Origin of the sequence: Hylemonella sp. W303a (assembly GCF_046452315.1) — a bacterium.
Taxonomy (GTDB): domain Bacteria; phylum Pseudomonadota; class Gammaproteobacteria; order Burkholderiales; family Burkholderiaceae_C; genus Hylemonella.
Map to the genome: position 1 here is coordinate 257,704 of NZ_JBKFDG010000002.1, position 23,307 is coordinate 281,010.

Here is a 23,307-nt window from a genome sequence, read left to right on the forward strand (position 1 = left end):
GGCTTGGCCCGCGAGGCGGATGATGAACTACAGGAGCCTCGTGGGCCAAGCCGGTGGAGATTCGCTCGGGCGAAGGGTTAGGCATCTCTGTCACAGTGCAAGGTTCATATCGATATCGATGCCGGAAGCCTTTAGTTCGCGCGCAAGCTCAAGGCGCCATGCCCCCCTATCGTCAACCGCGACGAAAGCAACGCCAGAGTAGTCGGAGGGGATCTCAACGCCACCCATGTGCAGAGCAGTTACCCGATTGCGTGAGAGTTTGCCGAGGAAGTATCCGAGCTCAAGGATCACGTTTTGTCTGGCGCGAGGAAGTTGTTCTTCAAATGATGCCTTCATTGTTCCGCCTCGGTCGTCGGGCGTAAGCAGCACAACGGCATAACCGACGTCGGCAAAGTCAACGAACTTTTCGATGATTGTTCGTCCGGAGCTTGGTTGCTCGCGAAGGACAATTGGTTGAAGCTGGAGCTTTTCCAGATATCGCGCAACTTCGTGCAAGAGGCCATCATTGTGGCCGTGCACTAGGAAGACTCGGCGGCTCGGAGTCTGGAGTGCCTCCAGATGCCGCTGCGGTGCCTCTAGTTGCGGGCTCACTCCGGTCAGCGCCAATTCGGTTTCAAGAAGCTCTACCAGCCCTCGTAGGCGACTGATCTTCGATTGAAGCGACTTGGCGTTGTGGTTCTCCCACCAATCCGGCCCGGCATTCATGGGAAAGCTGCCGTACTTGCCAATATCGATGACCGCGCTTACGTTGGGGGAGAAGTTCCCGAAAGCCTTCGTAAGGAAATTCTTGGTGAGCAATTCCCAACCGCTCAGTGCATCAGATTTGACCGGGCGATTGGAAAGAAGCTCTTCCGCGCGCTGAATCTGTTGATTTAGGAGCCTGATCGCGTCCGCAGGCGCAATTTCTGGGGCGCCGACAACTGGCTTAGGGGTAGGTTTTCGAGTCGCCATGATCGTTGATTGAGAGGCCTAACGTAATGTATAGAGCAAAACCTGCTCTATAAACTTGCGTGTGCTCGATATTCTGGACATCAGATCCCTCTGAAGTTGGCTTGCAACACGGCTTCGCAATCGATGAAATACTGCAGACTGTTGAAGCCCATTGTGCATACCAGTTCAGCCAAAGCCTATCCCCAAATTAGGCAATTTGGCGCCTGCTTCTGGGCCACTAGGCCTATGACCGCTTCTGGCCGTGAACGGAAGTCTAAGTATCACTAGCCGAAGCACGAATCCCCATTCACCCCACCCCAAACTCCCGCCGAAAATCCGCCGGCGTCAATCCGCTGCGTAACCTGAACTCCCGCGTGAAGTGCGATTGGTCGGCGTAGCCGCAGAGAAAACCAATCTCGGCCAGCGCGGCGTCGCCCTGCATCAAGTGCCAGCCCGCCGTGCGGTAGCGGGCTTCGGCCTGCAGCGGCCGAAAACCCAGGCCCGCTTCTTTCAGGCCGCGCTGCAGGCTGCGCCGTGACTGGCCCAGGGCATGGGCCAGGGCGTCCAGATCGAGCGGCGCGGGCAGGCGGGTGGCCACCAAGCCATACGCTTGTTTGATCCAGCCTGGCCAGGGTTCGTCGCGCACCAGGTCCTGCGCGGTGTGTGGGCTCGTTGCTCTTGCTGCTGGTGCTGCTTTTTCTGCCTGTGGGAGCAGGCGGGTCCAGCGGATGTGCCACTGGGCACTGTGCCCACGCGCGCAGGCCTGTTCCAGCGCCTGGGCGTCGGGCTGCGGATAGGCTGCGGCAACCCCTACGGTGCAAGACAAGTCTTGGTAGCCGCAGGCCTGCAGCAAGGCCAGCAGCACGCCCAGCACCACCAGGTCTTCGGCCGGCAGCGGTGCCGGGTGGGGTTGCAGCGCCACATGCGCCAGGTCCACGCCCGTGGCGCTCAGCGACAGCAGGCGCACGCGGTGGCGCGAGTGGATGTAGCGTTCGAGGCGGCCCCAACGCTGCAGCAGGTCTTGCGCGTCGCGCGCGGCGGCCAGGGCGCTGTGCGTGGGTTCGTGGGTGAAGCGGTGCAGGCCCTGCCCTAGCAAGGGCAGACAGGCCAGGCCGCCCACCTGCAACGCGTGCGCGAGCACGGCGCGCTTGCCGTCCAGGCTGACGACCGCGCCCTGCACAGGCGGGCCCGGAGGCGGGGGCGGCAAGCCCAGATCGAGCAGGCCCTGGCGCAGCACGCGCAGCATGGCGGCGCTGGCGAAGTCACCTTCGAAACGGGGGCGTGGTGCGGGCACGTTTGCTGCAGGGCCGGGTGGACGATGCGGCATTCTGCCTTTCAGGCTTGTTGCGGCTCAGGCCCTCAACATCTCGGGTGCGCAGGGCAATGTCAACAAGCGCACGCCCGTCGCCGCGCGGATGGCGTTGGCGATGGCCGCGCCCGCCGCCACCATGGCCGTTTCACCGGCGCCGGTGGGCGGTTCGCCTTCGTCGATCAATAGCACCTCCAGTTCGGGCACGTCGTCCCAGCGCGGGATGGGGGACTCGGCAAAGCTGCCCTCCACCACGGCGCCCTGCTCGAAACGCAGGCCCTCGCGCAGCACCATGCCCAGACCCCAGACCAGATTGCCTTCGCACTGGGCGCGCACCTGTTCGGCGTTGATGACGCGCCCGCAATCGTGGGCGCACCAGAGCTTGGTCACGCGCACGGCGCCGGTGGGGTCCACCTCCACGTCGGCCACCACGGCGGCGTAGCTCATCTCCTTGTAGATACCGCAGGCCAGACCTCGGCCCTGGCGCAGGCTGGCCGAGGCGGACGCGGCCGGACGACGTGGTTCCCCACGCGCCTCACCAAGTGGCTCGCCCCAGCGCGCCGCTTGGGCCGCGTGCCGCAGCACGCGGGCCAGGCGCGCGTCCTCGATCTGCGCGAGGCGGTAGGCCAGCGGGTCCTGCCCGGCCCGGTGGGCGCATTCGTCCACCACCGATTCGGTGACAAAGTGGTTGGGCCCCGCGCCCAGGCCGCGCCAAGGGCCGCTGAGCACGGGCAGGCGCACCAGGTCATAGCGGGTCTCGCGCGCGTGGGCGCGGTAGGGCAAGGCGGCGCCCCGCGCCACGCCACGGTCGCCGATGAAGGTGCTCACGCTTTGCAGCCAGGGCGGCGCGGCCGCGTTGGTGAGCAGGATGTGCCCGCTGGTGAAGGCGTGCCACCAGTGGTGAAGCCGCCCCTCGCGCAGGCGCACGCGCACGCGGTGGCTGGACGGGGGGCGGTGGAAGGCCTGGCGGAACTCCTGCGCACGGGTCCATTGCACTTTCACGGGCAGCCGCACGGCGCGCGCCAGCGCCGCGGCTTCCAGCTCCACGGTGCAAATGGTCTTGCCGCCGAAGGCGCCGCCCACGCGCTGCGCGTGCAGGGTGATGGCGTCCTCGTCCAGGCCCAGTTGCTTGGCCACCACGTCGCGCACGTAGAACACATCCTGGGTGCCCACCCAGAGCTGCAAGCGCCCTTGCGCTTCGAACTCGGCCACGGCGGCGCGGGGCTCGATGGCGGCGTGCGCGGCGGGCGGGATGTCGAAGCGCAGGTCCAGGTCCCAGCTGTTTGCGCCCTCTCCTTTTGCTTCACCCTCGCCTGCCTGTGGCACGCGGTCGTCATGCACGGCGTGGGGCAAGGTGGGTCGGCGTGCGAGGGCTCGGTCTATGTCCAGCTGTTCCTGCCACGTTGTGGTTTGGGTTGGGTTGTTGGTTTGGGTTTGCGCATCGCCCGCCTTCCCCGCCTCCGTCCGCCATTCGACGGCCAGCGCCTGTTCGATGCGGTCCAGCGCGCCGGGCGTGCGCGCCACGATGCCCAGACCGGTCGCCCGCCCGCGGGTGAAGGCTTCGTCACGCACCAGGGCGACAAAACCCGGTTGCGCGCGGGCGGCGGCTTCGTTCATGCGGCCAGGCGCGGCTGAGAGTTCCGAGGACAGCGGCGCATACAGCGCGCGCCCGTACACCAAACCCGGCCGCCGCACATCGGCCGCGTACAGCGCTTGCCCGGTCACGATGGCCGGCCCTTGTTCGAGCGGCACACGCCGCAGCGCGGCCGGCAGGCCGCCAGGCTGGAATAGGCGCAGTGATTGTGGCGCGGGTACGGGCGTGGATTCAGACACGGAAACAGGTGAGTTCTGCGCCTGCGTGAAACCGCCGCGCGCCACGGCCTCGCGCAACAGCGCGCAAGCCTGGGCCAGCGGCACGGCGTATTCACGCATGGAATCGCTGCCCACGGTGGCTTTGACCCGCGTGATGTCGCGCGTGGAAGGCAGGCGCGCGTCCACCTGCGTCCAGGGCACGCCCAGCTCGGCGCAGGCGATCTGCTTGAGGCCGGTCAGGATGTTCTGCCCCATCTCGACGCGGGGCAGCCACAGGGTGTAGCGCCCCTCGGTGTGGCTGATCCAGCCCAGGGCGGCATCCAGATCGGGCGTGGGGCGTTTAGGGATCACGGGCAAGGCGCAGCCGGGCAAAAGAACGACGGTGAGGCCGCCACCAGCCAAGCTCAGAAAACGGCGGCGCGAGAGCACAGTGCTAGCCGTAGAAGTGGAAGAAAAAGAGGAAGCGTCGGGCCGGTTCATGCGCCCTCCTTCGCCAGCGTGTTGAGCGCATGCCGGATGCGGTGCTGCGTGCCGCAACGGCAGAGGTTGCCGCCCATGGCCGCGTCGATGTCCCCGGGCGTGGGCCGGGGCGCGCGGCGCAGCAAGCCCGCCGCGCACATCAGCTGCCCGGCCTGGCAATAACCGCACTGCGGCACCTGATGGTCCAGCCAGAGCTGTTGCAATGGGTGCAGCTTGCCGGCCGCCGACGCCAGGCCTTCCACCGTGGTGACGGGCAAGGCTCCCACGTTGGCCACCGGCAGCAGACAGCTGCGCACCGCCGCGCCATCGAGCAGCACCGTGCAGGCGCCGCACTGGCCCTGACCGCAGCCAAGCTTGGTGCCGACCAGGCCCAGGTGCTCGCGCAGCACCTGCAGCAACGATTCGTCCCGCCACTCCGGGGCCACACTGTGACGCTGGCCGTTGATGTGCAAATCCATGGCAACTCCTTGAAGTTGCCTGAGCATCCACTTGCACGAGGCCGGTGTATAGAACGAATGCGCCAGATGGGGCGCGTGACCCGTCGCGGCTGAACCTGCGCGCGCTTGACGCTGGCGTCAACGCAGTCGCAGGCGCCCTCCCCTCAGGCCTTCACCGCCAACAACTCCCGCACCTGCTGCAGCGCCCCTGGGTCGTCCAACGTGGTCAGGTCGCCCGGGTCGCGCCCTTCGGCCACGGCCTGGAGGGCGCGACGCAGCAGCTTGCCGCTGCGGGTCTTGGGCAGCAGTTGCACGATCAGCACGCGCGATGGGCGAGCCACCGCGCCGAGCTGCCGGTCCACCACCTGCATCAGCTCGCCCTCGAAGCGCAGGCGGGCTTGGGCTTCGTCGAGTGCGCTGGCGTCGCGGGCGACCACGAAGGCCAGGGCCACTTGGCCCTTGAGCGCGTCGGCCACGCCGACCACGGCCACCTCGGCCACGTTGGCGTGGCTGGCGATGCATTCCTCGATCTCGCGCGTACCCAGGCGGTGCCCGGCGACATTGATCACATCGTCGGTGCGACCCAGGATAAAGAAGTAGCCGTCCTGGTCGCGCACGCCCCAGTCGAAGGTGCTGTAGATCAGCCGATCCGGAATGCTCTTCCAGTAGGTGTTGACGAAACGCGCATCGTCGCGCCAGACGGTTTGCATGCAACCGGGCGGCAGCGGGCCTTCGATGGCGACCACGCCTTTCTGGTCCGGCCCGGTCAGTTCCTCGCCCGTGCTTTCGCTGATGAGTTTGACGTCGTAGCCGTACATGGGCAGGCCCGGGCTGCCGAACTTGCTCGATGCCTTTTCGACGCCGTTGGCGATGCTCAAGATGGGCCAGCCGGTTTCGGTCTGCCAGTAGTTGTCGATGATGGGCACATTCAAGGCGTCGCTGATCCACTGCGCGGTGGGCTCGTCCAGCGGCTCGCCCGCGAGGTAGAGCGCTTTGAGGCTGGAGAGGTTGTGGCGCTTGAGGTAGGCCGGGTCCTGCTTCTTGAGCACACGCACGGCCGTGGGCGCGGAGAACATGCGCGTGACCTTGTATTTCTCGACCAGGCGCCACCAGATGCCCGGGTCCGGCTGCCCATCCATGCCGCGGATGGGCAGGCCTTCGTAGAGGATGGTGGCCATGCCCGCGATCAGCGGTCCATAGACGATGTAGCTGTGGCCCACGACCCAGCCAATGTCGCTGGTCGAAAAATAGGTCTCGCCCGCCTGGCCTTCGTAGATGTATTTCATGCTCGCCGCCAGGGCCATGGCGTAACCGCCCGTGTCGCGTTGCACACCCTTGGGTTTGCCCGTGGTGCCGCTGGTGTAGAGCGTGTAGCTGGTGTGGGTGGCGTCGAGCCAGACCACGGGCACGGGGGTGTACAGGTGCGCTTCACGCAGCGCGCTCCAGAGCTGGTCACGCCCCGGCACCAGGGGCATGGGCGCCAGTTGCCGGTCCACCAGCAGCACCGAGGCGGGCTGGTGGCGGGACAGGCGCAGGGCCTCGTCCAGCAGCGGCTTGTAGGCCGTGACTTTGCCGCCACGCGAGCCGGCGTCCGCGCTGACGATGACCTTGGGTTCGGCGTCATCAATGCGCGTGGCCAGCGAGCCAGAAGCGAAGCCGCCGAAGACCACCGAGTGGATCGCGCCGATGCGCGCGCACGCCAGCATGGCGAAGACCGCCTCGGGGATCATGGGCATGTAGATCAGCACCCGGTCGCCCTGGGCCACGCCCAGGCTCAACAGGGCGGCGGCCATGCGCTGCACTTCGAGGTGCAGGTCGGCGAAGGTGTAGACCTGTTCCCGACCGGTTTCGGTGCTGACGGCGATCAAGGCGGGCTGCTGGGCACGGTCCTTCAGGTGGCGGTCCACCGCGTTGTGGCAGAGGTTGGTCGTTCCGCCGACAAACCACTTGGCGAATGGCGGGTTGCTGTAGTCGCAGATCTGCTGGGGCGGGGTTTGCCAGTCAATCAGGCTGGCCTGCTCGGCCCAGAAGGCATCGCGCTGAGTGATGGAGCGCTGGTGGAAGGCCGCGTAGCTGGATGGGGCATGACTGCGCGTGCTGGACATGGTGGTATCTCCTCGAATATTTATGGTTGGCAATTCGGCTGATAATTATTGGTCCAGGACTTGCAGCAGACTGACACTCCATCGCCCTAACCCATGCTGCGCAGCCCCATCAAGCATTGCCGCCACTGCGGCACCCTCGTGGTCTACCGCATTCCCGACGACGGCGACACGCGCGAACGCGCGGTCTGCCCCGCCTGCGGCACCATCCACTACGAAAACCCCCTCAACGTCGTCGGGACGATTCCCGTGATGGACGGCAAGGTGCTGCTGTGCAAGCGCAACATCGAACCTCGCCGCAACAAGTGGACCTTGCCTGCGGGTTTTCTGGAACTGGGGGAAACAGCGGCTGAAGGCGCGGCGCGCGAAACGGACGAGGAAGCTGGGGCGCAGATCGAGATGCAGGGGCTGTACACCATCATCAGCGTGCCCCGTGTTGGGCAGGTGCATCTGTTCTACCGAGCGCGTCTTTTGAGCACGCACCTTGCACCCGGACCGGAAACCGTGGAAGCGCGCCTGTTCGCCGAGCACGAGATTCCCTGGGACGAGATCGCCTTCCGCACCGTCAGCGAAACGCTGAAGCTTTATTTCGCGGACAGCCAGGCACAAGCCAGCAGCCCCAGCGCCACACCCTATCCGGTGCGCGATTTCAGCCTGGGCTGAGCTCTGAGTGGAGGACGGCGAGTCCATGACTCCCGTCTGGCCTATGTTTCCCCCGACTTTACAAACCGGGAAATCGGAGTAGATTGCTTCTCACGCCGCACGCATGGGCCATGCGCAGGCGATGCGAGCGCGGCGCCAGTGGAGGCTTGTTGCCCCATTGACCGTTACTGACGGAGACCGCCATGAACAAGAAATACGAAGAGCATTTTTGGGATGTCGACCTGGTCGTCCTGTTCAAGGACTGGTTCGCGCAGATTGGCCTGTTTGTGCTGATGGCCGTCACCTTCCTTGGCATTGGCCTGCCCCTCTTTATCTCGGTCTTGGTTCTGTGGTATCTTGCAGGCTTCCCGACGATCAATTTCTGAGTCAAGCCGGGTGCGCAAGGGCAGAGGTCGGCCCAGCGCACAGTCATCAACCTTGTTTTTGCGTGCTCCAAAGTGTCCAACGCTGAACAACCCGCCGCTGTCCTGCCGCTCTTTCGCCCAGGCACCCCAGTGATGTACCACGGCAAGCCCGAGGTGGTGGATCACATCATCATCCAGCGCTACGACTTGCTGGTTCACCTCAAAGAAGCCAATATTTCGGTGAATGCCGACAAGGTTGAGCTGGAGCCGACCCGCATTCCGCTCAGTCGCACGCACTGACCGAGCTCTGGTGCCGGGCTGATGGCCCTGGCCAACCTGCTGCCTTGGCAGGCCTTTCTCACCAATCTCCTGAGAGCAACTCGCGGATCGCGATCAGTTCGCGCCGAACTTGATGCATTTGCGCCGATGCAGGCACGCCCACAGGGGCCAGCGGGTCCTTCAAGAGGTCGATCGAGTTTGTAGGGCCCACGCCCATCGATGTCGGCGCGCCAGTGCGCGCAGAATGGGCAGGCGCCGCAACCACGACCGCCGTGCCAGGCCCGTCACCCACCGATCCCCCGGATGCTTCAGTGGCAGATGCTTGGACAGGCGCGTCCTCAGAGTCCAAGCTGGGATCACCTTCTGTGAGGTCGAAAGCGAGATCGGCACCGCGCTTCTTGTCGCGCTCGACCGCCAGCAGCTCTTGCATCTTGTTGCGTGCGCCGCTGATGGTGAAGCCTTGGTCATAGAGCAGGTCCCGAATGCGGCGAATCATCAGCACCTCGTGGTGCTGGTAGTAGCGGCGGTTGCCGCGCCGTTTCATAGGGCGCAGCTGCGTGAACTCCTGCTCCCAATAGCGCAGCACATGCGGCTTCACCCCGCACAACTCGCCGACTTCGCCGATGGTGAAGTAGCGCTTGGCGGGAATGGGCGGTAGCGGGGACTCCATGAAATCGCAGGTCGGTGACTGAATGTGTGAAAAGGCGCGAAACGTGAAGGTACCCCAAATCCCGCAGCTTTCCAAGCTTGGGGCCACCGAACTTCACGCCTCGGCTTCAGCTGTCAGTCCAAGCCTGGATCTGTTCCTTGAGTTTGTGGCTGGCGTGGAAGGTGACCACCTTGCGCGCCTCAATCGGAATCGCCTCGCCAGTGCGCGGGTTGCGACCGGGCCGCGCCGCCTTGGTGCGGATCTGAAAGTTGCCGAAGCCTGAAATCTTCACATCGTGGCCCTGCGTGAGGCGCTCGGCCACCAGATCGAAGAAGGCATCGACCATGTCCTTGGACTCGCGCTTGTTCAGGCCAATCTGCTCGAACAGCAACTCGGCCAGATGCGCCTTGGTCAAGGCGGGGCTTTCCAGGCTTTCGACGGCAATGTCCATGGTCGATCTTTCGCGCTTCTACTACCAATCAGTGACCCATCTCACGCCCTCAGGCGTGCGCCCACCTGTTGCTGCAAGGAAGCCAACACGGCCTGCACGGCGGTGTCGACCTGCTCGTCGGTGAGCGTGGCCTCCATGCCGTTGAAGGTCAGGCGCACGGCCAGGCTCTTCTCATTCTCGGCCAGTCCGGCGGACACTTGACCCGCCTTGGCGCGGTAGACGTCGAACAATACCGCATCGCGCAGCAATCCAGCCGTGGACGCGGCCTGGATGGCGCGCATCAAGGCGGCATGCGTCACGTCCTGCGCAACGATGAAGGCCAAATCGCGCTCCACCGCCTGGAATTTGCTCATGGGCCTGAGCGCCGGCACGTCACGGGCTTGCACGGCGTCGAGCGACAGCTCGAACAGCACCGGTGTCATGGACAGCTCGTACGCCTGCTTCCAGCGCGGGTGCAGTTCTCCGATGAAGCCGATCGACTCAAGACCCTGGGCCCCCTGAAGCAGCACGCGCGCGCTGCGACCGGGGTGCAAGGCCGGATGCTCGGCAGGCTCGAACACGGCCTGGCGCGGCGCCAACAAGGCCTCCACGTCGCCTTTCATGTCATAGAAATCAACGGCGCGCGTGGTGCCATTCCACTGCAGACCATCGACCGGGCCGGCGGCCAGGCCAGCCAAGCGCATGGGCTGGTCGAAGCCGGCCACGCTGACGTGGCTGTCCTGCACGCTGGCGTCGCGCAGGAAGACGCGGCCCAACTCGAACACGCGCACGCGCGGGGCTTTGCGGTCCAGGTTGAACTTGAGCACCTGCAGCAGCGAACCCAGCAGCGAGGAGCGCATCACGCTCATCTGGCTGGCAATGGGATTGAGCAGCTTGATGGGTTGGACTTGGCCTGCCAGTTCATGCTCCCAGCGTTCCTCGACGAAGCTGTAGTTGATGGTCTCCTGGTAACCCAGGGCCGCCAACAGACGACGCACCGCATGCGGACTGCGCTGCGCCTCGGGGCGCAACTGCGGTGTCACGGGTGCCAGCGGCGGCGTGTGCGGCAGCCGCTCATAGCCAATCAGTCGAGCCACCTCCTCGATCAAATCTTCCTCGATCTGCAAGTCAAAGCGGTACAGCGGGGGAGTCACCGTGATGACGCCCTCGCCTTCCACCAGGGATAAGCCAAGGCGCCTCAAAGCATCCACGCATTGCGCCTGGGTCAGCGGCATACCAATCACCTTGGCCGCGCGCGCCACGCGCAATCTGACGGGCTGAGCCACGGGCATGCGGGGTTGCTGATCGTCGATCGGGCCGCAGACAGTTTCGGAAGTGCCACAGATCTCGAGAATGAGCTGAGTGATGCGCTCAATGTGCGCGACGGTCAACTCAGGGTCCACGCCGCGCTCAAAACGATGTCCGGCGTCGGTGGCGAAGTTGTAGCGGCGCGAACGGCCTGCTATTGAACGCGGCCACCAGAAGGCCGCCTCCACGTAGACATTCTTCGTGTCGTCGGACACGGCGGTGGCGTCACCGCCCATGATGCCGGCCAAGGATTCCAACGCACGGTCGTCGGCGATCACACCGACGTCGCCATCCACGGTGACGGTATTGCCGTTGAGCAGCTTGAGCTGTTCGCCTGGCTTGCCCCAGCGCACGTCCATGGTGCCGTGGATCTTGTCCAAGTCGAAGATGTGGCTGGGACGACCGTATTCGAACATCACATAGTTCGAGATGTCCACCAGGGCCGTGACGCTGCGCTGCCCGCAACGCGCGAGGCGGTCCACCATCCACTGCGGCGTGGCAGCCCGGGTGTTGAGGTTGCGCACGATGCGTCCCGAGAAGCGGCCGCACAGGTCGGGCGCGCTCACCTTCACCGGCTGCACGTCTTGGATTTTCGGCACCACGGCAGGAATGGCTGGGGTCTTGAGCGGCGCGCCGGTCAAGGCGGCAACTTCACGTGCGACGCCGTAGATGCTGAGGCAATGTGCAAGATTCGGCGTGAGCTTCAGCGTGAACAGCATGTCGTCCAGCTTCAGGTAGTCACGGATGTCTTGGCCCAGGGGCGCGTCGGCCGGCAACTCCAGCAAGCCCCCGTGATCCTGCGAAAGCTTGAGCTCACGGGCGGAGCACAGCATGCCCTGGCTTTCCACGCCACGCAGCTTGCCCAGCTTGATCTGGAAAGGTTTGCCATCGCCGTCATCAGCGGGCGGAAGTTCAGCGCCAACGAGAGCGCAGGGAATCTTGATGCCAGGGCGAGCGTTGGGCGCACCGCAGACGATGTTCAGAAGCGTGCCCTGCCCAGCAGCCCCAATGTCCACTTGGCACACGCGCAGACGGTCGGCATTGGGATGTTGCACTGCCTCCTTGATCTCGGCCACCACCACCTTGGTGAAAGGCGGCGCGACGGGGGTCAGTTCCTCCACTTCCAGACCGGCCATGGTCAGCGTGTCGGCCAGTTGTTGGGTGGAAAGCGGCGGGTTGCAGAACTCGCGCAACCAGGATTCGGGGAATTGCATGGACTTATCTCAATCGTGGGCGGGAACGAGCGGCTTCATTGGAACTGGCGCAGGAAGCGCAGGTCACCGTCGAAGAACAGGCGCAGGTCATTCACGCCGTACCGCAGCATGGTGAAGCGGTCCAAGCCCATCCCAAAGGCAAAGCCGATGTAGCGCTCGGGGTCCAGGCCCATGTTGCGCACCACGTTCGGATGCACTTGACCCGAACCCGCCACTTCCAGCCAACGACCCGCCAAGGGGCCGTGTTGGAACTGGATGTCAATCTCCGCGCTGGGTTCGGTGAAGGGGAAGAAGCTGGGCCGGAAGCGCAGCACCAGGTCATCGCTTTCGAAGAAGGTACGACAGAACTCAGTGAATAGGTACTTGAGGTCCTTGAAGCTCACGTTCTCGCCGATCCACAGGCCTTCGCACTGGTGGAACATGGGCGAGTGGGTGGCGTCGCTGTCGACCCGATACGTGCGGCCCGGGGCGATGACGCGGATTTCGGGCATAGGCTGATCGGCGGCGCGTCGCCCCGCCTGCTTCGCGGCCTCCTGGGCAGCCACATGCTGCAGCGCATGGCGCACCTGCACCGGGCTTGTGTGGGTGCGCAACAGATTGGGCGCCTTGGCATCCGTCACGCCGTTCGCACCTTCCACGTAGAAGGTGTCATGCATGGAACGCGCGGGATGGTCCTCGGGCGTGTTGAGCGCGGTGAAGTTGTACCAGTCGGCCTCGATTTCCGGGCCCTGGGCCACGGCAAAACCCATGGAGGCAAAGATGGACTCGATGCGTTCAGTCGTGAGCGACACCGGGTGCAGGCCGCCGCCCATGCCGTTGGCGCCGCCGCCGCGCACGCGACCGGGCAAGGTGACGTCCAGCGCATCGGCCTTGAGCTGCGCGGCGAGTTCGGCATCGGCGAGGGCCTGGCGACGGGCATTGAGCGCGGTCTCGATGGCCTGCTTGGCTTGGTTGATGGCAGCGCCGCGAGTCTTCTTCTCGTCGACGGACAATGCGGCCATGCCCTTCATCAATTCGGTGATCTGGCCAGCCTTGCCAAGAAAACGCGCCTTGGCGTTCTCCAGATCGGCGGGGGTGATGGCCTGCGCGAAGGCGTCTCGCGCGCTGCCAACGATGGCGTCAAGGTCAGCCGGAATGTCGCTCATGATGGGGTTTTAAAGCTAGGGGGAAACAGAAAAGAAAAAGGGCCAAAGCTTGTTCAAGCTCCAGCCCTTGTTTCCTGAACCGCGCGGCCCGGTCTGGAACCGGGCACGCACGGCGCATGCAGATCAAGCAGCCAGCTTGGCCTTGACTTTCTCCACGATGCCGGCAAAAGCCGCCATGTCATTGACGGCGATGTCGGCCAGCACCTTGCGGTCGATCTCGATCTGGGCCTTCTTCAGGCCATTGGCGAACTGGCTGTAGGTCAGACCGCATTGACGCGCAGCGGCGTTGATACGGGCGATCCACAGCTGACGGAAGACGCGCTTCTTGGCACGGCGGTCACGGTAGGCGTACTGGCCCGCCTTCATCACCGCTTCCTTGGCAATGCGGAACACATTGCCGCGGCGACCGCGGAAACCCTTGGCGAGGTTCAGGACTTTCTTGTGACGGGCACGGGCCGTTACACCACGTTTGACGCGAGGCATGTTCTAACTCCTTGTTCGTCGTTGATTACAGGCCTTGGCCGGGCAGCATCTGCGCCATGTGACCCATGTTGGTCGCATGCACATTCACCGCACCGCGCAGGTGGCGCTTGTTCTTCGTGGTCTTCTTGGTCAGGATGTGACGCTTGAAGGCTTGACCGCGCTTGACGGTACCACCGGGACGAACGCGGAAGCGTTTCTTCGCCGCGCTCTTGGTCTTCATCTTGGGCATTTTCATGCTCCTATTGCTTTGTGCTCGTGAGGCGCCGCGAAAACCGATCGCGGACTTGATGGCCCCGAGCCACTTGTGCGGAAGGATGAACCCTCCACTTTGACACGACAGACCTTGCGACCCGTCGCTGTCGAGATGGGCGGCTTGAAGCCACCCATCACGCCGGGAGAACTCAATCTCCCAACATTTCCCACAGGTTTTTCAACCGGCGGTGAAACTCCTCAACCCTGCACTGCCGCTTCGGCTGCAGGCTTAGGCGCAGCAGCCTTATCGCCACCGCCGACCTTTTTCTTGCCTGGGGCAATCATCATGATCATTTGCCGGCCTTCTAGCTTGGGCATCTGTTCGACCACGATGAGGTCGGCGAGATCGGCACGCATGCGATCCAGCATGGCCATGCCCAACTCTTGGTGCGTTATCTCGCGCCCCCGGAAGCGCAAGGTGATCTTGACCTTATCACCCTCCTCAAGGAAGCGCTTGATGTTGCGAAGCTTGATGTTGTAGTCACCATCATCGGTACCCGGGCGGAATTTGACTTCCTTGACCTCGATCACCGTCTGCTTCGATTTCGCTTCAGCGGCCTTCTTCTGCTCTTGGTACTTGAACTTGCCGTAGTCCACCAGACGACACACTGGAGGAGAGGCGGTGGGAACTATTTCCACCAAGTCAACGTCCATTTCCCCAGCTAGGCGCAAGGCCTCCGCCAAGCTCACCACCCCCATCGGCTCATTGTCCGGCCCGGAGATGCGAACCTCGGGGGCCATGATTTCACGGTTCAGGCGGTGCTTACGCTCCTCGCGCTGGCGGCGATCACGAAATTCAGTAGCGATGGCTCAAATCCTTCACAAAAATCGTCGTCAAAAACGACTCAACCGTCTCGGCACGCGCGCACAAATCAACTCAGCACACCTGGCACAACGCGAAACGTCACACGGCGTGATCGGCAGTCTTGTGGGCAATGTCTTGAGCGATCAACTGAATGAACGCTTCCAGCGACATCACGCCGAGGTCTTTGTTACCTCGGGCGCGCACCGCGACGGCACCTGCCGCCTTTTCCTTGTCGCCCGCGACCAGGATGAAAGGCAGCTTCTGCATCGAATGCTCCCGTATTTTATACGTAATTTTCTCGTTGCGCAGATCGGTCTCGACCCTAAGTTCTTGATTCGGCAGCGCTTTGCGCAGTTTTTGAGCAATTTCCTGGCAGTAATCGGCCTGGGCGTCGGTGATATTCAGCACAGCGACCTGTGTCGGCGCGAGCCAGACAGGCAACGCGCCGCCATGCTGCTCGATCAGAATGCCAATGAAACGCTCCAAACTGCCCACAATCGCGCGATGCAGCATGATGGGGCGATGGCGGCTGCCGTCCTCGCCGACGAACTCCGCATCCAGCCGTTCGGGCAAGTTGGGGTCCACCTGTATCGTGCCGCACTGCCATTGGCGGCCTAGCGCATCTTTGAGCGTGTACTCGATCTTCGGACCATAGAACGCACCTTCGCCTGGCAGGTATTCGAATTCGCAACCGCTGGCCCGCAGCCCTTCGGCCAATGCGCTCTCCGCCCTGTCCCAGCTCTCCTCGGAGCCGATGCGTTTCTCCGGCCGGGTCGAGAGCTTGTAGATGATCTCCGTGAAGCCGAAGTCTTTGTAGACCTTTTGCAGCAACGACGTGAACGCTTTCACCTCGCCTTGAATCTGATCTTCCGTGCAGAAGATGTGGCCATCATCCTGCGTGAAGGCGCGCACGCGCATGATGCCGTGCAAGCCACCGGTCGGCTCGTTGCGGTGACAGGCGCCAAACTCACCGTAACGCAGCGGAAGATCCCGATAGCTCTTGACCCCTTGCTTGTAGATCAGGATGTGGCCAGGACAGTTCATGGGCTTGAGCGCGTAGTCGCGCTTTTCGCTTTCCGTCGTGAACATGTTCTCGCGGTACTTGTCCCAATGGCCGGTTTTCTCCCAGAGACTCTTGTCCAGGATCTGAGGGCCTTTGACTTCCTGGTACCCGTTGTCTCTGTAAACACGTCGCATGTATTGCTCGACCTCCTGCCAGACGGTCCAGCCCTTGGGATGCCAGAACACGGTGCCGGGCGAATGCTCGTCAAGATGAAACAGGTCCAGCTCGCGCCCGAGACGGCGGTGGTCACGCTTCTCGGCCTCTTCCATGCGCAGGATGTACGCGTCCAGATCCTTCTTGTCCGCCCAGGCGGTACCGTAGATGCGCTGCAATTGCTCGTTCTTCGAGTCACCGCGCCAGTAGGCACCGGCCAGCTTGGTCAGCTTGAAGGCCTTGAGGAAGCGCGTGTTCGGCACGTGGGGACCACGGCACATGTCCACGTACTCCTGGTGGTAGTACAAGCCCATGGCGGTCTCGTTGGGCATGTCTTCGATCAGGCGCAGCTTGTAGTCTTCGCCTCGCTTCTTGAACACCTCGATGACCTCGGCGCGAGGTGTCATCTTCTTGACCACGTCGTAGTCCTGGGCGATCAACGCCTTCATGCGCGCTTCGATGGCTGCCACATCCTCGGGCGTGAAGGGTCGCTCGTAGGAGATGTCGTAATAGAAGCCTTCGTCGATGACCGGACCAATGACCATCCGTGCCGTCGGATACAGCTGCTTCACCGCATGCCCCACCAGGTGAGCGCAGGAATGACGAATGATCTCGACGCCCTCGGGGTCCTTGGGGGTGATGATCTGGAGCTTGGCGTCATGGTCAATCAGATCGCTGGCGTCCACCAAGCGGCCGTCGACCTTGCCCGCCACGGTGTTCTTGAGCAGGCCCGGCCCAATGGAGGCAGCCACCTCGGCCACGGTCACCGGGCCGGGGAACTGGCGTTGCGAAGCGTCTGGAAGCGTGATCTGGACCATGTTGTCGTCTTGAAAATCAACAAGGCGCGGTGAAATTCACCGCGCCTTGTTTTCGTGGGGATGAAACTGCGCTCGATTCTAGGGCCTGACGACGGCGGGCAACGGCCCTGACCGCCGAAACCAACCTTTGCCGCACTCAGATTGCGCGAGCGGCGACGCCCTCAGCACTCAAAGCCCAATGGCCGCGATGCCAGCGTGAGCGATCTGCGCGTCTTCCGTCGACTTCACGCCACTGACGCCCACCGCCCCCAGGCAGTGGCCATCCTTGAGGATGGGCACGCCGCCTTCGAGCATGCCCTCCAGCGTCGGAGCGCTCAGGAACGAATGGCGCCCGCCGTTGATCACCTCTTCGTAGACCTTGCTTTCGCGCCGCCCCAGGGCAGCGGTTCTCGCCTTGGCAGGGGAAATATGGGCTGAGACCGGCGCGGCACCATCCAAACGCTGCAACCACAACAAATGCCCGCCCTCGTCCACGATGGAGATGGTCACAGCCCAATTGTTCTTGCGCGCTTCGGCCTCGGCGGCGGCGGCGATTTTCTTGATGTCTTCCAGTTCGAGTGCGGATCGGGTTTGCATGGCTAGGCCTTGAAAAGCAGAAAAGAATGATGATGAAAAAACAACAGTCCGCAGCATAACGCGCGAGCCGGTGTTTTGAAGCGAGCCATCCCGCTCTCGACCCATGCCTTCCGGCAAAACAGCCTTGAGAAAAATGCACGGAATCGGACATGGGCATCCAGGCTCCAATACCAACAGGCACCGTGATGGATTGGGATGCGCTCGTGGGTTTGACCCTAGAATTCCGGCCATCGAGACCCATTTAAACCTCACAGAACATTTGAAGGAGCTGACCATGAACGAACGCGTCCCCAGCTATTACGGCGCGGCCCTGCCCGCCGTCGAGCGCAACAAGGTGTTGCGCAACACGTACTGGCTGCTTGCGCTCAGTCTGCTGCCCACGGTGGCCGGTGCCTGGATCGGCGTGGCTACGGGTATCACGATGTACCTCAACGGCATCCTGGGCCTGGTCGTGTTCCTCGGTGGCGCCTTTGGCTTCATCTATGCAATCGAGAAGACCAAGAATTCCGCCGCGGGCGTGCCCGTGCTGCTGGGCTTCACGTTCTTCATGGGCTTGATGCTGTCACGCCTGATCGCCATGGTGCTGGGCTTCAAGAACGGTGCCGATCTGGTGATGACCGCCTTCGCGGGCACTGCGGGCGTGTTCTTCGTGATGGCCAGCCTGGCCACGGTCATCAAGCGTGACCTGTCGGGCATGGGCAAATGGCTCTTCATCGGCGCCATCGTGCTGATGGTGGGCTCCATCATCAATGTCTTCGTCGGATCGTCCGCGGGCATGATGGCCATTTCCGTGCTGGCCATCGGCATCTTCAGCGCCTTCATGCTCTACGACTTGAAGCGCATCATCGACGGCGGTGAAACCAATTACATCAGCGCCACCCTGGCTCTGTACCTGGACATCGTCAACGTGTTCCAAAGCTTGCTGGCCTTGCTCGGCCTGATGGGCGGCGAACGCGAATAAGGGCATGGAATCGCGGGCTGGCTTTCAAGCGCCTGCGATTTCCTACTCAAGCCAGCGCAGCTTCTGCCGATACAAGAAACAATGTCACGTATCGCCCCCGTCATGAAGCTGCGCTTTTCCTTACGCGTCCTGGCCATTTCGACCGCAGCCCTGCTGCTCGCGGCCTGCGACATCCCGGGCGTCGCACCCGATCCGCGCATTGCCATGCGGGAAGCGGACAGCAAGGCCATCGGCAATGCCTGCCGTTACGCTTTGCGCGGCCTGGAAGAGTGCTACGCGAACAACCCCAAGGCCCTGAAGACGGCCATCCTGGAAGGTTGGCGCGAGATGGACCAATACATGCGTGAAAACGACATCAAAGGTCAAGCTGGCGCACCGGCCGAAGCTCAGGCCAAGGCACCTCTGCACCCGCAAGGTCAGACAGGTCCGGAGGTCAAGAACACCGAAGGCAGCAAGAGCAAGGCTGCGGCGGACAAAAAGTCTGGCATCAGGCTCTGAGCCCCCACTCTGAAGCACCGAGCGCTTCTTTGAGAAAAACGCACCCGTGGGTGCGTTTTTTCATGGGCGGATGAAACCGCAACCCCTCGATACCGTTCTCGACTCGCTCAAGCACGCCGGGCAAGGAGTATTTCGACAAGCACGAACGCGGATGGCTCAGGTCCCGCGCCGAGGCACTTACGCCTGCACGTCAAAAACAGCGATGCTCTCCACATGCGCAGTGTGCGGGAACATGTTCACCACCCCCGCAGCCGTGCAGCGATAGCCTGCTTGGTGCACCAGCAAGCCCGCATCGCGCGCGAGTGTCGCGGGATTGCAGCTGACGTAGACGATGCGCCGCGGCAGGACGTAGCCCGGCGCGCGTTCAGGCATTTGGACGCAGTCAGCCAAGGCTTTGGCCAGGGCAAACGCACCCTCTCGGGGTGGATCGACCAGCCACTTTTGAGCTGCGCCGTAGCGCATCAGGTCCGCTGGATCCAATTCGAACAGATTGCGGGCTTCAAATCGGGTTGGCGCCAGCGGCGCCCAAGGCGCCGCCCGCCGCTGTGCGTTGTAGACAGCGTTTTCTCGAGAACGCGCGACAAGCGCTTCACTGCCCTCGATGCCCAGCACCTCGCGCGCCTGAGTGGCCAAAGGCAAGGTGAAATTGCCCAGGCCGCAGAACCAGTCGATCACGCGCTCATCCGATTGCACATTCAGCAGCCGCAAGGCTCGCGTCACCAAGACACGATTGATGTGCGGGTTGACCTGGGTGAAATCTGTGGGCCTGAAAGGCATCTCGATGCCGAATTCAGGCAAGCCATAGGCCAAGGACGCTGTGCCATCCTGCTCATCCAGCCGATGCACCGTATCAGGCCCCTTGGGCTGCAACCACCACTGCACACCGTGCGCGCTGGCGAACGTACGCAGCTTGTTCAAATCTCCCTGACTCAATGGCTCCAGATGTCGCAACACCAGCGCGGTCACCAATTCGCCAACCAAGTTGAGGCCGCAGGCCAATTCGATCTGCGGGCAAGTTTCAATCGCCTCCATCGACGCGATCAACCCGCGCAAAGGCACCAGCATGGCGCTGACATGCGGCGGGAGCACGGCGCAGGTCTTGATGTCGGCGACGTAGCGGCTCTTGCGCTCGTGGAAACCCACCAGCACCTCACCCTTCTTGCGCACGTGGCGCACCGACAGGCGCGCACGATAACGGTAACCCCAAGCGGGCCCCTCAATGGGCCGCAACAACACTTCGGGGCGTACCTTGCCCAGATGCCAAAGGTTGTCTTCCAACACGCGTTGCTTCACCGCTACCTGGGCCGAAGGCTCAAGGTGCTGCATCTTGCAGCCGCCACAAGCCTCGGCATGCAGACCGAAATGCGGGCAAGCGGGCCGCACGCGCTGGGACGACTCGCGGTGGATGGCCGTGACGACGCCCTGCTCCCAGTTGTTCTTGCGGCGGTGAATGTTGGCACTGACGACTTCGAACGGGAGTGCGCCATCGACGAACACCACCTTGCCCTTGGCATCGGGACCAACATCACCGTCGCGGCGATGGGCGATGCCCTGGGCTTCGATGTCCAGTGATTCGATGTGCAAGGCGTCGGCGGGAAAATCCGGCGACACCGAACTGGCCGACGAGGACTCGGCCTCGGAAATGAACAGGGTGGACATGACAGCTTCAGCGCTTGGGCAAGTACTGGGCCGGATTGACCGGCTTGCCCTGACGGCGCACTTCGAAGTGCAACTTCACGCGGTCGGCATCGCTATTGCCCATCTCGGCGATTTTTTGGCCGCGCTTGACGGCTTGGTCTTCCTTGACCATCAGCGCGCGGTTGTGCGCGTAGGCCGTGAGGTAGGTGTTGTTGTGTTTGATGATGATCAGATTGCCGTATCCACGCAGGCCGGACCCGGCATAGACCACGCGACCATCCGCTGCAGCAAGCACGGGCTCGCCCGCCGCGCCACCGAGGTCCAGGCCCTTGTTCTTCAAACCGTCAAAGCTGGCGATCACCGGGCCGGACACCGGCCAGATCCACGTCAAGCCGCCCGACGAGGCTGCGTCGCCGCCCACCACCACACTGGTGACCGGACGCGAAGTTGGTGTGCCAGTTGCTGGCGGTGCGCTCGGGGTCTTGTCGCCCGCATCGTCATCCGGCTGCGGTGTCTCGCCGGGAGGAATCACGCGCAGCACCTGACCGACGGCGATCTGATGACCATCGGGCAGGCCATTCCAACGCGCCAAATCTTTCCAATGCTGCCCCGTCTCCAGACCAATGCGGTAAAGGTTGTCGCCCTGCTTCACCGTGTAGTACCCAGGCTTGTCGGTACCGCCTGCGGCCTCAATCGCAGACGAGGGCACAGGCGTCACCACGGCCGCTGGACTGGCGCTGTTGCTGGCGGCAGGGCGAGCGCCACCGTTGCCGGTCGAGGCGCGGGCAGGATTGGACGCGCCAGTGGCCCGCTGCGGATAGCTGGGCGATTCAACAGTGGGGCGATTGACGGCCACCTCTCGGGCCTCCACGGGAGCGCGACCGTTGCCCGTAGCGCAAGCGGCCAATCCCGCGACCATCGCCATGACAACCATGAGCCCCACGCGGTGCTTGCAAAACACAAACTGAGTGGGATAGGGTCGCGTTGGCATGGCATCCGCAGAGGTCATCAGTTCAAAATCCTTCGAGAAATGGATGGATTGCAACAAGCAAACCCGATGTAAGAGAGTGCCCCCGGGAGGCAATCGCCACCGCTCGGGACCACGATTCAAGCGATCCCCGATTTTAGGGGGACGAAATGCACCGCCTCCAACAGGGTTTGACGCAACCCATCGGCGGTCTTGTCGAGCACCAGCAGGGCCTGCGCGGAAGCCCCGCTGACTCCGCCGTGCCCTGCCGTGGCCAGCACGGGCGCGACCAGGCGGCCTCCCTCGGCCAACTGATCCACCCAGGCTTGCGGCACGGCCTCCCCACCCGCCGCGGCGATGATGCCTGCATAGGGCGCGCCAGCCGGATACCCGGCCATGCCATCACCAAACAACAGGTGCACATTGGGCAAGCGCAAGCCGCGCAGGTTCTCGCGGGCTTTTTCGTGCAGGCCACGCAAGCGCTCGATGCTGTAAACCTCACGCGCCACGCAGGACAGCACGGCTGCTTGGTAGCCGCAGCCCGTACCGATCTCCAGCACACGCCCCGCCCCGACCCCGAGCTTGGGACCATGGCTGCGCTCGTTGTCTTGCGCGGACTTGGCTATTGCATCCGCCAATGCCGGGCAGTCCAGCAGCAGCTCGATCATGCGCGCGACGACATTCGGTTTGGAAATTGTCTGCCCCAAGCCGATGGGCAGGCTGGTGTCTTCGTAGGCTTGGGGCGCCAATGCCGTGTCCACGAAGCGGTGCCGCTCCACCCGGCCCATGGCCTGGAGCACCCGTGCATCGCGGATGCCCTGGGCAGCGAGCTTCTTGACCATGGCCTGGCGCACAGCTTGGGAATCCAAGCCGTGAGTGGAAGATGCTGCCCGAGCGGCGCGGGTCAAATGGCCCACCGAAGGTTGGGCTTGGGCAGACTGCGCCCCACGCGCCAGATCTGCGCCGGACAGACCACCGACCGCCGGAGTGCCAACCGCGCGGTCCAGACGCACAGGAAATCCGGGGCGCGCGCGACTCATGCGCCCGCCCCGAGCGCGGGCGATGCGGGCGCATCGGTGGCGGCGGAAAGATGCCCGATCGATTGCGCCCAATAGCTCAGCGCCTCGTGGTCGGACAAGTCCACCTTCAGTGGCGTGATCGTGACGTGGCCTTGCGCCGCAGCGTGGAAGTCCGTTCCCTCACTGTCGTCCAGTGCGGGGCCAGCACCGCCGATCCAGTACATGGTTTCACCGCGCGGGTTGGTCTGCGTGATGACAGATTCGGCCGCGTGTCGACGCCCCAAACGGCAAACCTTCGCGGATTTGAGCTCCTCTCGCGGCAAATTGGGCAGATTGACGTTGAGCAACCACGGTTTGATCTTTGGCGTTTGGTGCGCAAGCAGTTGTTGCACCAGCTTGCGTGCTCGCTCTGCCGCAGCGTCGAGGTGTTTCCAGCCTTTTTGCACTTGGGAGAAGGCGATCGCGGGAATGCCGAACAGATAGCCTTCCATCGCTGCACCCACAGTGCCCGAGTAGATGGTGTCATCCCCCATGTTCGCACCGTTGTTGATGCCCGAAACCACCAGGTCAGGCCGGTACCCCAGCAGCCCGGTCAGCGCGATGTGCACGCAATCGGCGGGCGTGCCATTGACGTAACGAAAGCCATTCGGCGCGTGATGAACATACAGCGGCGCGTTGAGTGTGAGTGCGTTCGACTTAGCGCTGTTGTTGTGCTCCGGCGCGATGACCTCGACCTCGGCCACGTCCTTGAGTGCCTCGTACAGCGCCACGATGCCAGGCGCCTGGTAGCCATCGTCGTTGGAGATCAGGATTTTCATGTTGGTGAAATTGTAGGTGCCCGGGCCGGTTTGCCCTTCAAGGCCGCTGCCGCACCCGCTGCACCGGTTCCGCACGCGTCGTGCGCATGCGCGGCGAACTCCGGTCGCACCAGAGACAGCCAGAGCGCCATGGCTGCCCGTAAGATCGGCGCGC

Annotated in this window: 22 protein-coding genes and 1 pseudogene; 5 read left to right on the plus strand and 18 right to left on the minus strand. The window is 63.4% G+C overall.

What is annotated here, in order from left to right:
- Positions 1-90: 90 nt before the first annotated feature.
- From ACLBKS_RS04840 to ACLBKS_RS04860, 5 genes are all read right to left on the minus strand, one after another.
- On the minus strand, positions 91-951 hold the full coding sequence (locus ACLBKS_RS04840; RefSeq protein WP_410191667.1) for a TIR domain-containing protein: 861 nt from the start codon (positions 949-951) through the stop codon (positions 91-93).
- Between the two features lie 286 nt (positions 952-1,237).
- Positions 1,238-2,224: a helix-turn-helix transcriptional regulator gene (locus ACLBKS_RS04845; RefSeq protein ID WP_410191668.1), complete on the minus strand. Its 987-nt coding sequence runs from the start codon at positions 2,222-2,224 to the stop codon at positions 1,238-1,240.
- A 57-nt stretch (positions 2,225-2,281) separates the two neighbouring features.
- Positions 2,282-4,531: a molybdopterin cofactor-binding domain-containing protein gene (locus tag ACLBKS_RS04850; RefSeq protein WP_410191669.1), complete on the minus strand. Its 2,250-nt coding sequence runs from the start codon at positions 4,529-4,531 to the stop codon at positions 2,282-2,284.
- Positions 4,528-4,989 (minus strand): (2Fe-2S)-binding protein, encoded by a 462-nt coding sequence (locus ACLBKS_RS04855; protein ID WP_410191670.1) that lies wholly within the window; start codon positions 4,987-4,989, stop codon positions 4,528-4,530. Before ACLBKS_RS04855 ends, ACLBKS_RS04850 begins: the two co-directional genes overlap by 4 nt.
- Positions 4,990-5,132: 143 nt before the next feature.
- Positions 5,133-7,073: a propionate--CoA ligase gene (locus tag ACLBKS_RS04860; RefSeq protein WP_410191671.1), complete on the minus strand. Its 1,941-nt coding sequence runs from the start codon at positions 7,071-7,073 to the stop codon at positions 5,133-5,135.
- Positions 7,074-7,166: 93 nt separating this feature from the next.
- On the opposite strand from ACLBKS_RS04860, the gene ACLBKS_RS04865 reads away from it, so the two are divergent.
- From ACLBKS_RS04865 to ACLBKS_RS04875, 3 genes are all read left to right on the plus strand, one after another.
- Positions 7,167-7,733, plus strand: coding sequence for an NUDIX hydrolase (locus tag ACLBKS_RS04865; protein ID WP_410191672.1), 567 nt, complete (start codon positions 7,167-7,169; stop codon positions 7,731-7,733).
- A gap of 182 nt (positions 7,734-7,915) precedes the next feature.
- A complete protein-coding gene (locus tag ACLBKS_RS04870; RefSeq protein ID WP_410191673.1) occupies positions 7,916-8,098 on the plus strand; it encodes a hypothetical protein in 183 nt (60 codons plus the stop codon).
- Positions 8,099-8,170: 72 nt separating this feature from the next.
- Entirely contained in the window at positions 8,171-8,377 is a 207-nt protein-coding gene (locus tag ACLBKS_RS04875; RefSeq protein ID WP_410191674.1) for a hypothetical protein, read from the plus strand.
- A 375-nt stretch (positions 8,378-8,752) separates the two neighbouring features.
- Here the strand turns inward: ACLBKS_RS04875 and ACLBKS_RS04880 are convergent.
- The 9 genes and pseudogenes from ACLBKS_RS04880 to ACLBKS_RS04920 form a co-directional block, all read right to left on the minus strand.
- A pseudogene (locus ACLBKS_RS04880) lies at positions 8,753-9,026 on the minus strand (MerR family transcriptional regulator); the annotation flags it as partial.
- A gap of 106 nt (positions 9,027-9,132) precedes the next feature.
- Positions 9,133-9,456 carry an integration host factor subunit alpha gene (locus ACLBKS_RS04885; RefSeq protein WP_410191675.1) on the minus strand — a complete coding sequence of 108 codons (324 nt, stop codon included), beginning with the start codon at positions 9,454-9,456 and terminating at the stop codon, positions 9,133-9,135.
- 41 nt (positions 9,457-9,497) lie between these two features.
- Positions 9,498-11,957, minus strand: a complete 2,460-nt coding sequence (gene pheT, locus ACLBKS_RS04890; RefSeq protein WP_410191676.1) for a phenylalanine--tRNA ligase subunit beta — start codon at positions 11,955-11,957, stop codon at positions 9,498-9,500.
- A gap of 35 nt (positions 11,958-11,992) precedes the next feature.
- Positions 11,993-13,102, minus strand: coding sequence for a phenylalanine--tRNA ligase subunit alpha (gene pheS, locus ACLBKS_RS04895; protein ID WP_410191677.1), 1,110 nt, complete (start codon positions 13,100-13,102; stop codon positions 11,993-11,995).
- A 123-nt stretch (positions 13,103-13,225) separates the two neighbouring features.
- A complete protein-coding gene (gene rplT / locus ACLBKS_RS04900) occupies positions 13,226-13,585 on the minus strand; it encodes a 50S ribosomal protein L20 (protein ID WP_006296828.1) in 360 nt (119 codons plus the stop codon).
- A 25-nt stretch (positions 13,586-13,610) separates the two neighbouring features.
- Positions 13,611-13,814 carry a 50S ribosomal protein L35 gene (gene rpmI / locus ACLBKS_RS04905; protein ID WP_006296830.1) on the minus strand — a complete coding sequence of 68 codons (204 nt, stop codon included), beginning with the start codon at positions 13,812-13,814 and terminating at the stop codon, positions 13,611-13,613.
- Positions 13,815-14,035: 221 nt separating this feature from the next.
- Entirely contained in the window at positions 14,036-14,644 is a 609-nt protein-coding gene (gene infC / locus ACLBKS_RS04910) for a translation initiation factor IF-3 (RefSeq protein WP_410191928.1), read from the minus strand.
- Positions 14,645-14,741: 97 nt separating this feature from the next.
- Positions 14,742-16,676: a threonine--tRNA ligase gene (gene thrS, locus ACLBKS_RS04915; protein WP_410191678.1), complete on the minus strand. Its 1,935-nt coding sequence runs from the start codon at positions 16,674-16,676 to the stop codon at positions 14,742-14,744.
- A gap of 168 nt (positions 16,677-16,844) precedes the next feature.
- Positions 16,845-17,252 (minus strand): GlcG/HbpS family heme-binding protein, encoded by a 408-nt coding sequence (locus tag ACLBKS_RS04920; protein WP_410191679.1) that lies wholly within the window; start codon positions 17,250-17,252, stop codon positions 16,845-16,847.
- A gap of 274 nt (positions 17,253-17,526) precedes the next feature.
- Here ACLBKS_RS04920 and ACLBKS_RS04925 point away from each other — a divergent pair, with 274 nt between their 5' ends.
- Both ACLBKS_RS04925 and ACLBKS_RS04930 read left to right on the plus strand, forming a co-directional pair.
- The gene (locus tag ACLBKS_RS04925) at positions 17,527-18,213 is read left to right on the plus strand and encodes a Bax inhibitor-1/YccA family protein (protein ID WP_410191680.1); all 687 of its coding nucleotides are present in this window, start codon (positions 17,527-17,529) and stop codon (positions 18,211-18,213) included.
- A gap of 81 nt (positions 18,214-18,294) precedes the next feature.
- On the plus strand, positions 18,295-18,711 hold the full coding sequence (locus ACLBKS_RS04930) for a hypothetical protein (RefSeq protein WP_410191681.1): 417 nt from the start codon (positions 18,295-18,297) through the stop codon (positions 18,709-18,711).
- Positions 18,712-18,888: 177 nt separating this feature from the next.
- Here the strand turns inward: ACLBKS_RS04930 and rlmD are convergent, their stop codons facing one another.
- The 4 genes from rlmD to surE form a co-directional block, all read right to left on the minus strand.
- Positions 18,889-20,370 (minus strand): 23S rRNA (uracil(1939)-C(5))-methyltransferase RlmD, encoded by a 1,482-nt coding sequence (gene rlmD, locus ACLBKS_RS04935; RefSeq protein ID WP_410191682.1) that lies wholly within the window; start codon positions 20,368-20,370, stop codon positions 18,889-18,891.
- A gap of 7 nt (positions 20,371-20,377) precedes the next feature.
- Positions 20,378-21,358: a peptidoglycan DD-metalloendopeptidase family protein gene (locus tag ACLBKS_RS04940; RefSeq protein WP_410191683.1), complete on the minus strand. Its 981-nt coding sequence runs from the start codon at positions 21,356-21,358 to the stop codon at positions 20,378-20,380.
- Between the two features lie 98 nt (positions 21,359-21,456).
- The gene (locus tag ACLBKS_RS04945) at positions 21,457-22,356 is read right to left on the minus strand and encodes a protein-L-isoaspartate O-methyltransferase family protein (protein ID WP_410191684.1); all 900 of its coding nucleotides are present in this window, start codon (positions 22,354-22,356) and stop codon (positions 21,457-21,459) included.
- Entirely contained in the window at positions 22,353-23,153 is an 801-nt protein-coding gene (gene surE, locus ACLBKS_RS04950; protein ID WP_410191685.1) for a 5'/3'-nucleotidase SurE, read from the minus strand. The genes ACLBKS_RS04945 and surE overlap by 4 nt, the downstream gene beginning before the upstream one ends.
- Positions 23,154-23,307 lie beyond the last annotated feature (154 nt).

Coding starts and splice junctions, on each gene's coding strand:
- ACLBKS_RS04840 (WP_410191667.1), bottom strand. CDS start 951: ATGGCGACTCGAAAACCTACCCCTAAGCCAGTTGTCGGCGCCCCAGAA.
- ACLBKS_RS04850 (WP_410191669.1), bottom strand. CDS start 4,531: ATGAACCGGCCCGACGCTTCCTCTTTTTCTTCCACTTCTACGGCTAGC.
- ACLBKS_RS04855 (WP_410191670.1), bottom strand. CDS start 4,989: ATGGATTTGCACATCAACGGCCAGCGTCACAGTGTGGCCCCGGAGTGG.
- ACLBKS_RS04860 (WP_410191671.1), bottom strand. CDS start 7,073: ATGTCCAGCACGCGCAGTCATGCCCCATCCAGCTACGCGGCCTTCCAC.
- ACLBKS_RS04865 (WP_410191672.1), top strand. CDS start 7,167: ATGCTGCGCAGCCCCATCAAGCATTGCCGCCACTGCGGCACCCTCGTG.
- ACLBKS_RS04870 (WP_410191673.1), top strand. CDS start 7,916: ATGAACAAGAAATACGAAGAGCATTTTTGGGATGTCGACCTGGTCGTC.
- ACLBKS_RS04885 (WP_410191675.1), bottom strand. CDS start 9,456: ATGGACATTGCCGTCGAAAGCCTGGAAAGCCCCGCCTTGACCAAGGCG.
- pheT (WP_410191676.1), bottom strand. CDS start 11,957: ATGCAATTCCCCGAATCCTGGTTGCGCGAGTTCTGCAACCCGCCGCTT.
- pheS (WP_410191677.1), bottom strand. CDS start 13,102: ATGAGCGACATTCCGGCTGACCTTGACGCCATCGTTGGCAGCGCGCGA.
- rplT (WP_006296828.1), bottom strand. CDS start 13,585: ATGCCTCGCGTCAAACGTGGTGTAACGGCCCGTGCCCGTCACAAGAAA.
- rpmI (WP_006296830.1), bottom strand. CDS start 13,814: ATGCCCAAGATGAAGACCAAGAGCGCGGCGAAGAAACGCTTCCGCGTT.
- thrS (WP_410191678.1), bottom strand. CDS start 16,676: ATGGTCCAGATCACGCTTCCAGACGCTTCGCAACGCCAGTTCCCCGGC.
- ACLBKS_RS04920 (WP_410191679.1), bottom strand. CDS start 17,252: ATGCAAACCCGATCCGCACTCGAACTGGAAGACATCAAGAAAATCGCC.
- ACLBKS_RS04925 (WP_410191680.1), top strand. CDS start 17,527: ATGAACGAACGCGTCCCCAGCTATTACGGCGCGGCCCTGCCCGCCGTC.
- ACLBKS_RS04930 (WP_410191681.1), top strand. CDS start 18,295: ATGTCACGTATCGCCCCCGTCATGAAGCTGCGCTTTTCCTTACGCGTC.
- rlmD (WP_410191682.1), bottom strand. CDS start 20,370: ATGTCCACCCTGTTCATTTCCGAGGCCGAGTCCTCGTCGGCCAGTTCG.
- ACLBKS_RS04940 (WP_410191683.1), bottom strand. CDS start 21,358: ATGACCTCTGCGGATGCCATGCCAACGCGACCCTATCCCACTCAGTTT.
- ACLBKS_RS04945 (WP_410191684.1), bottom strand. CDS start 22,356: ATGAGTCGCGCGCGCCCCGGATTTCCTGTGCGTCTGGACCGCGCGGTT.
- surE (WP_410191685.1), bottom strand. CDS start 23,153: ATGAAAATCCTGATCTCCAACGACGATGGCTACCAGGCGCCTGGCATC.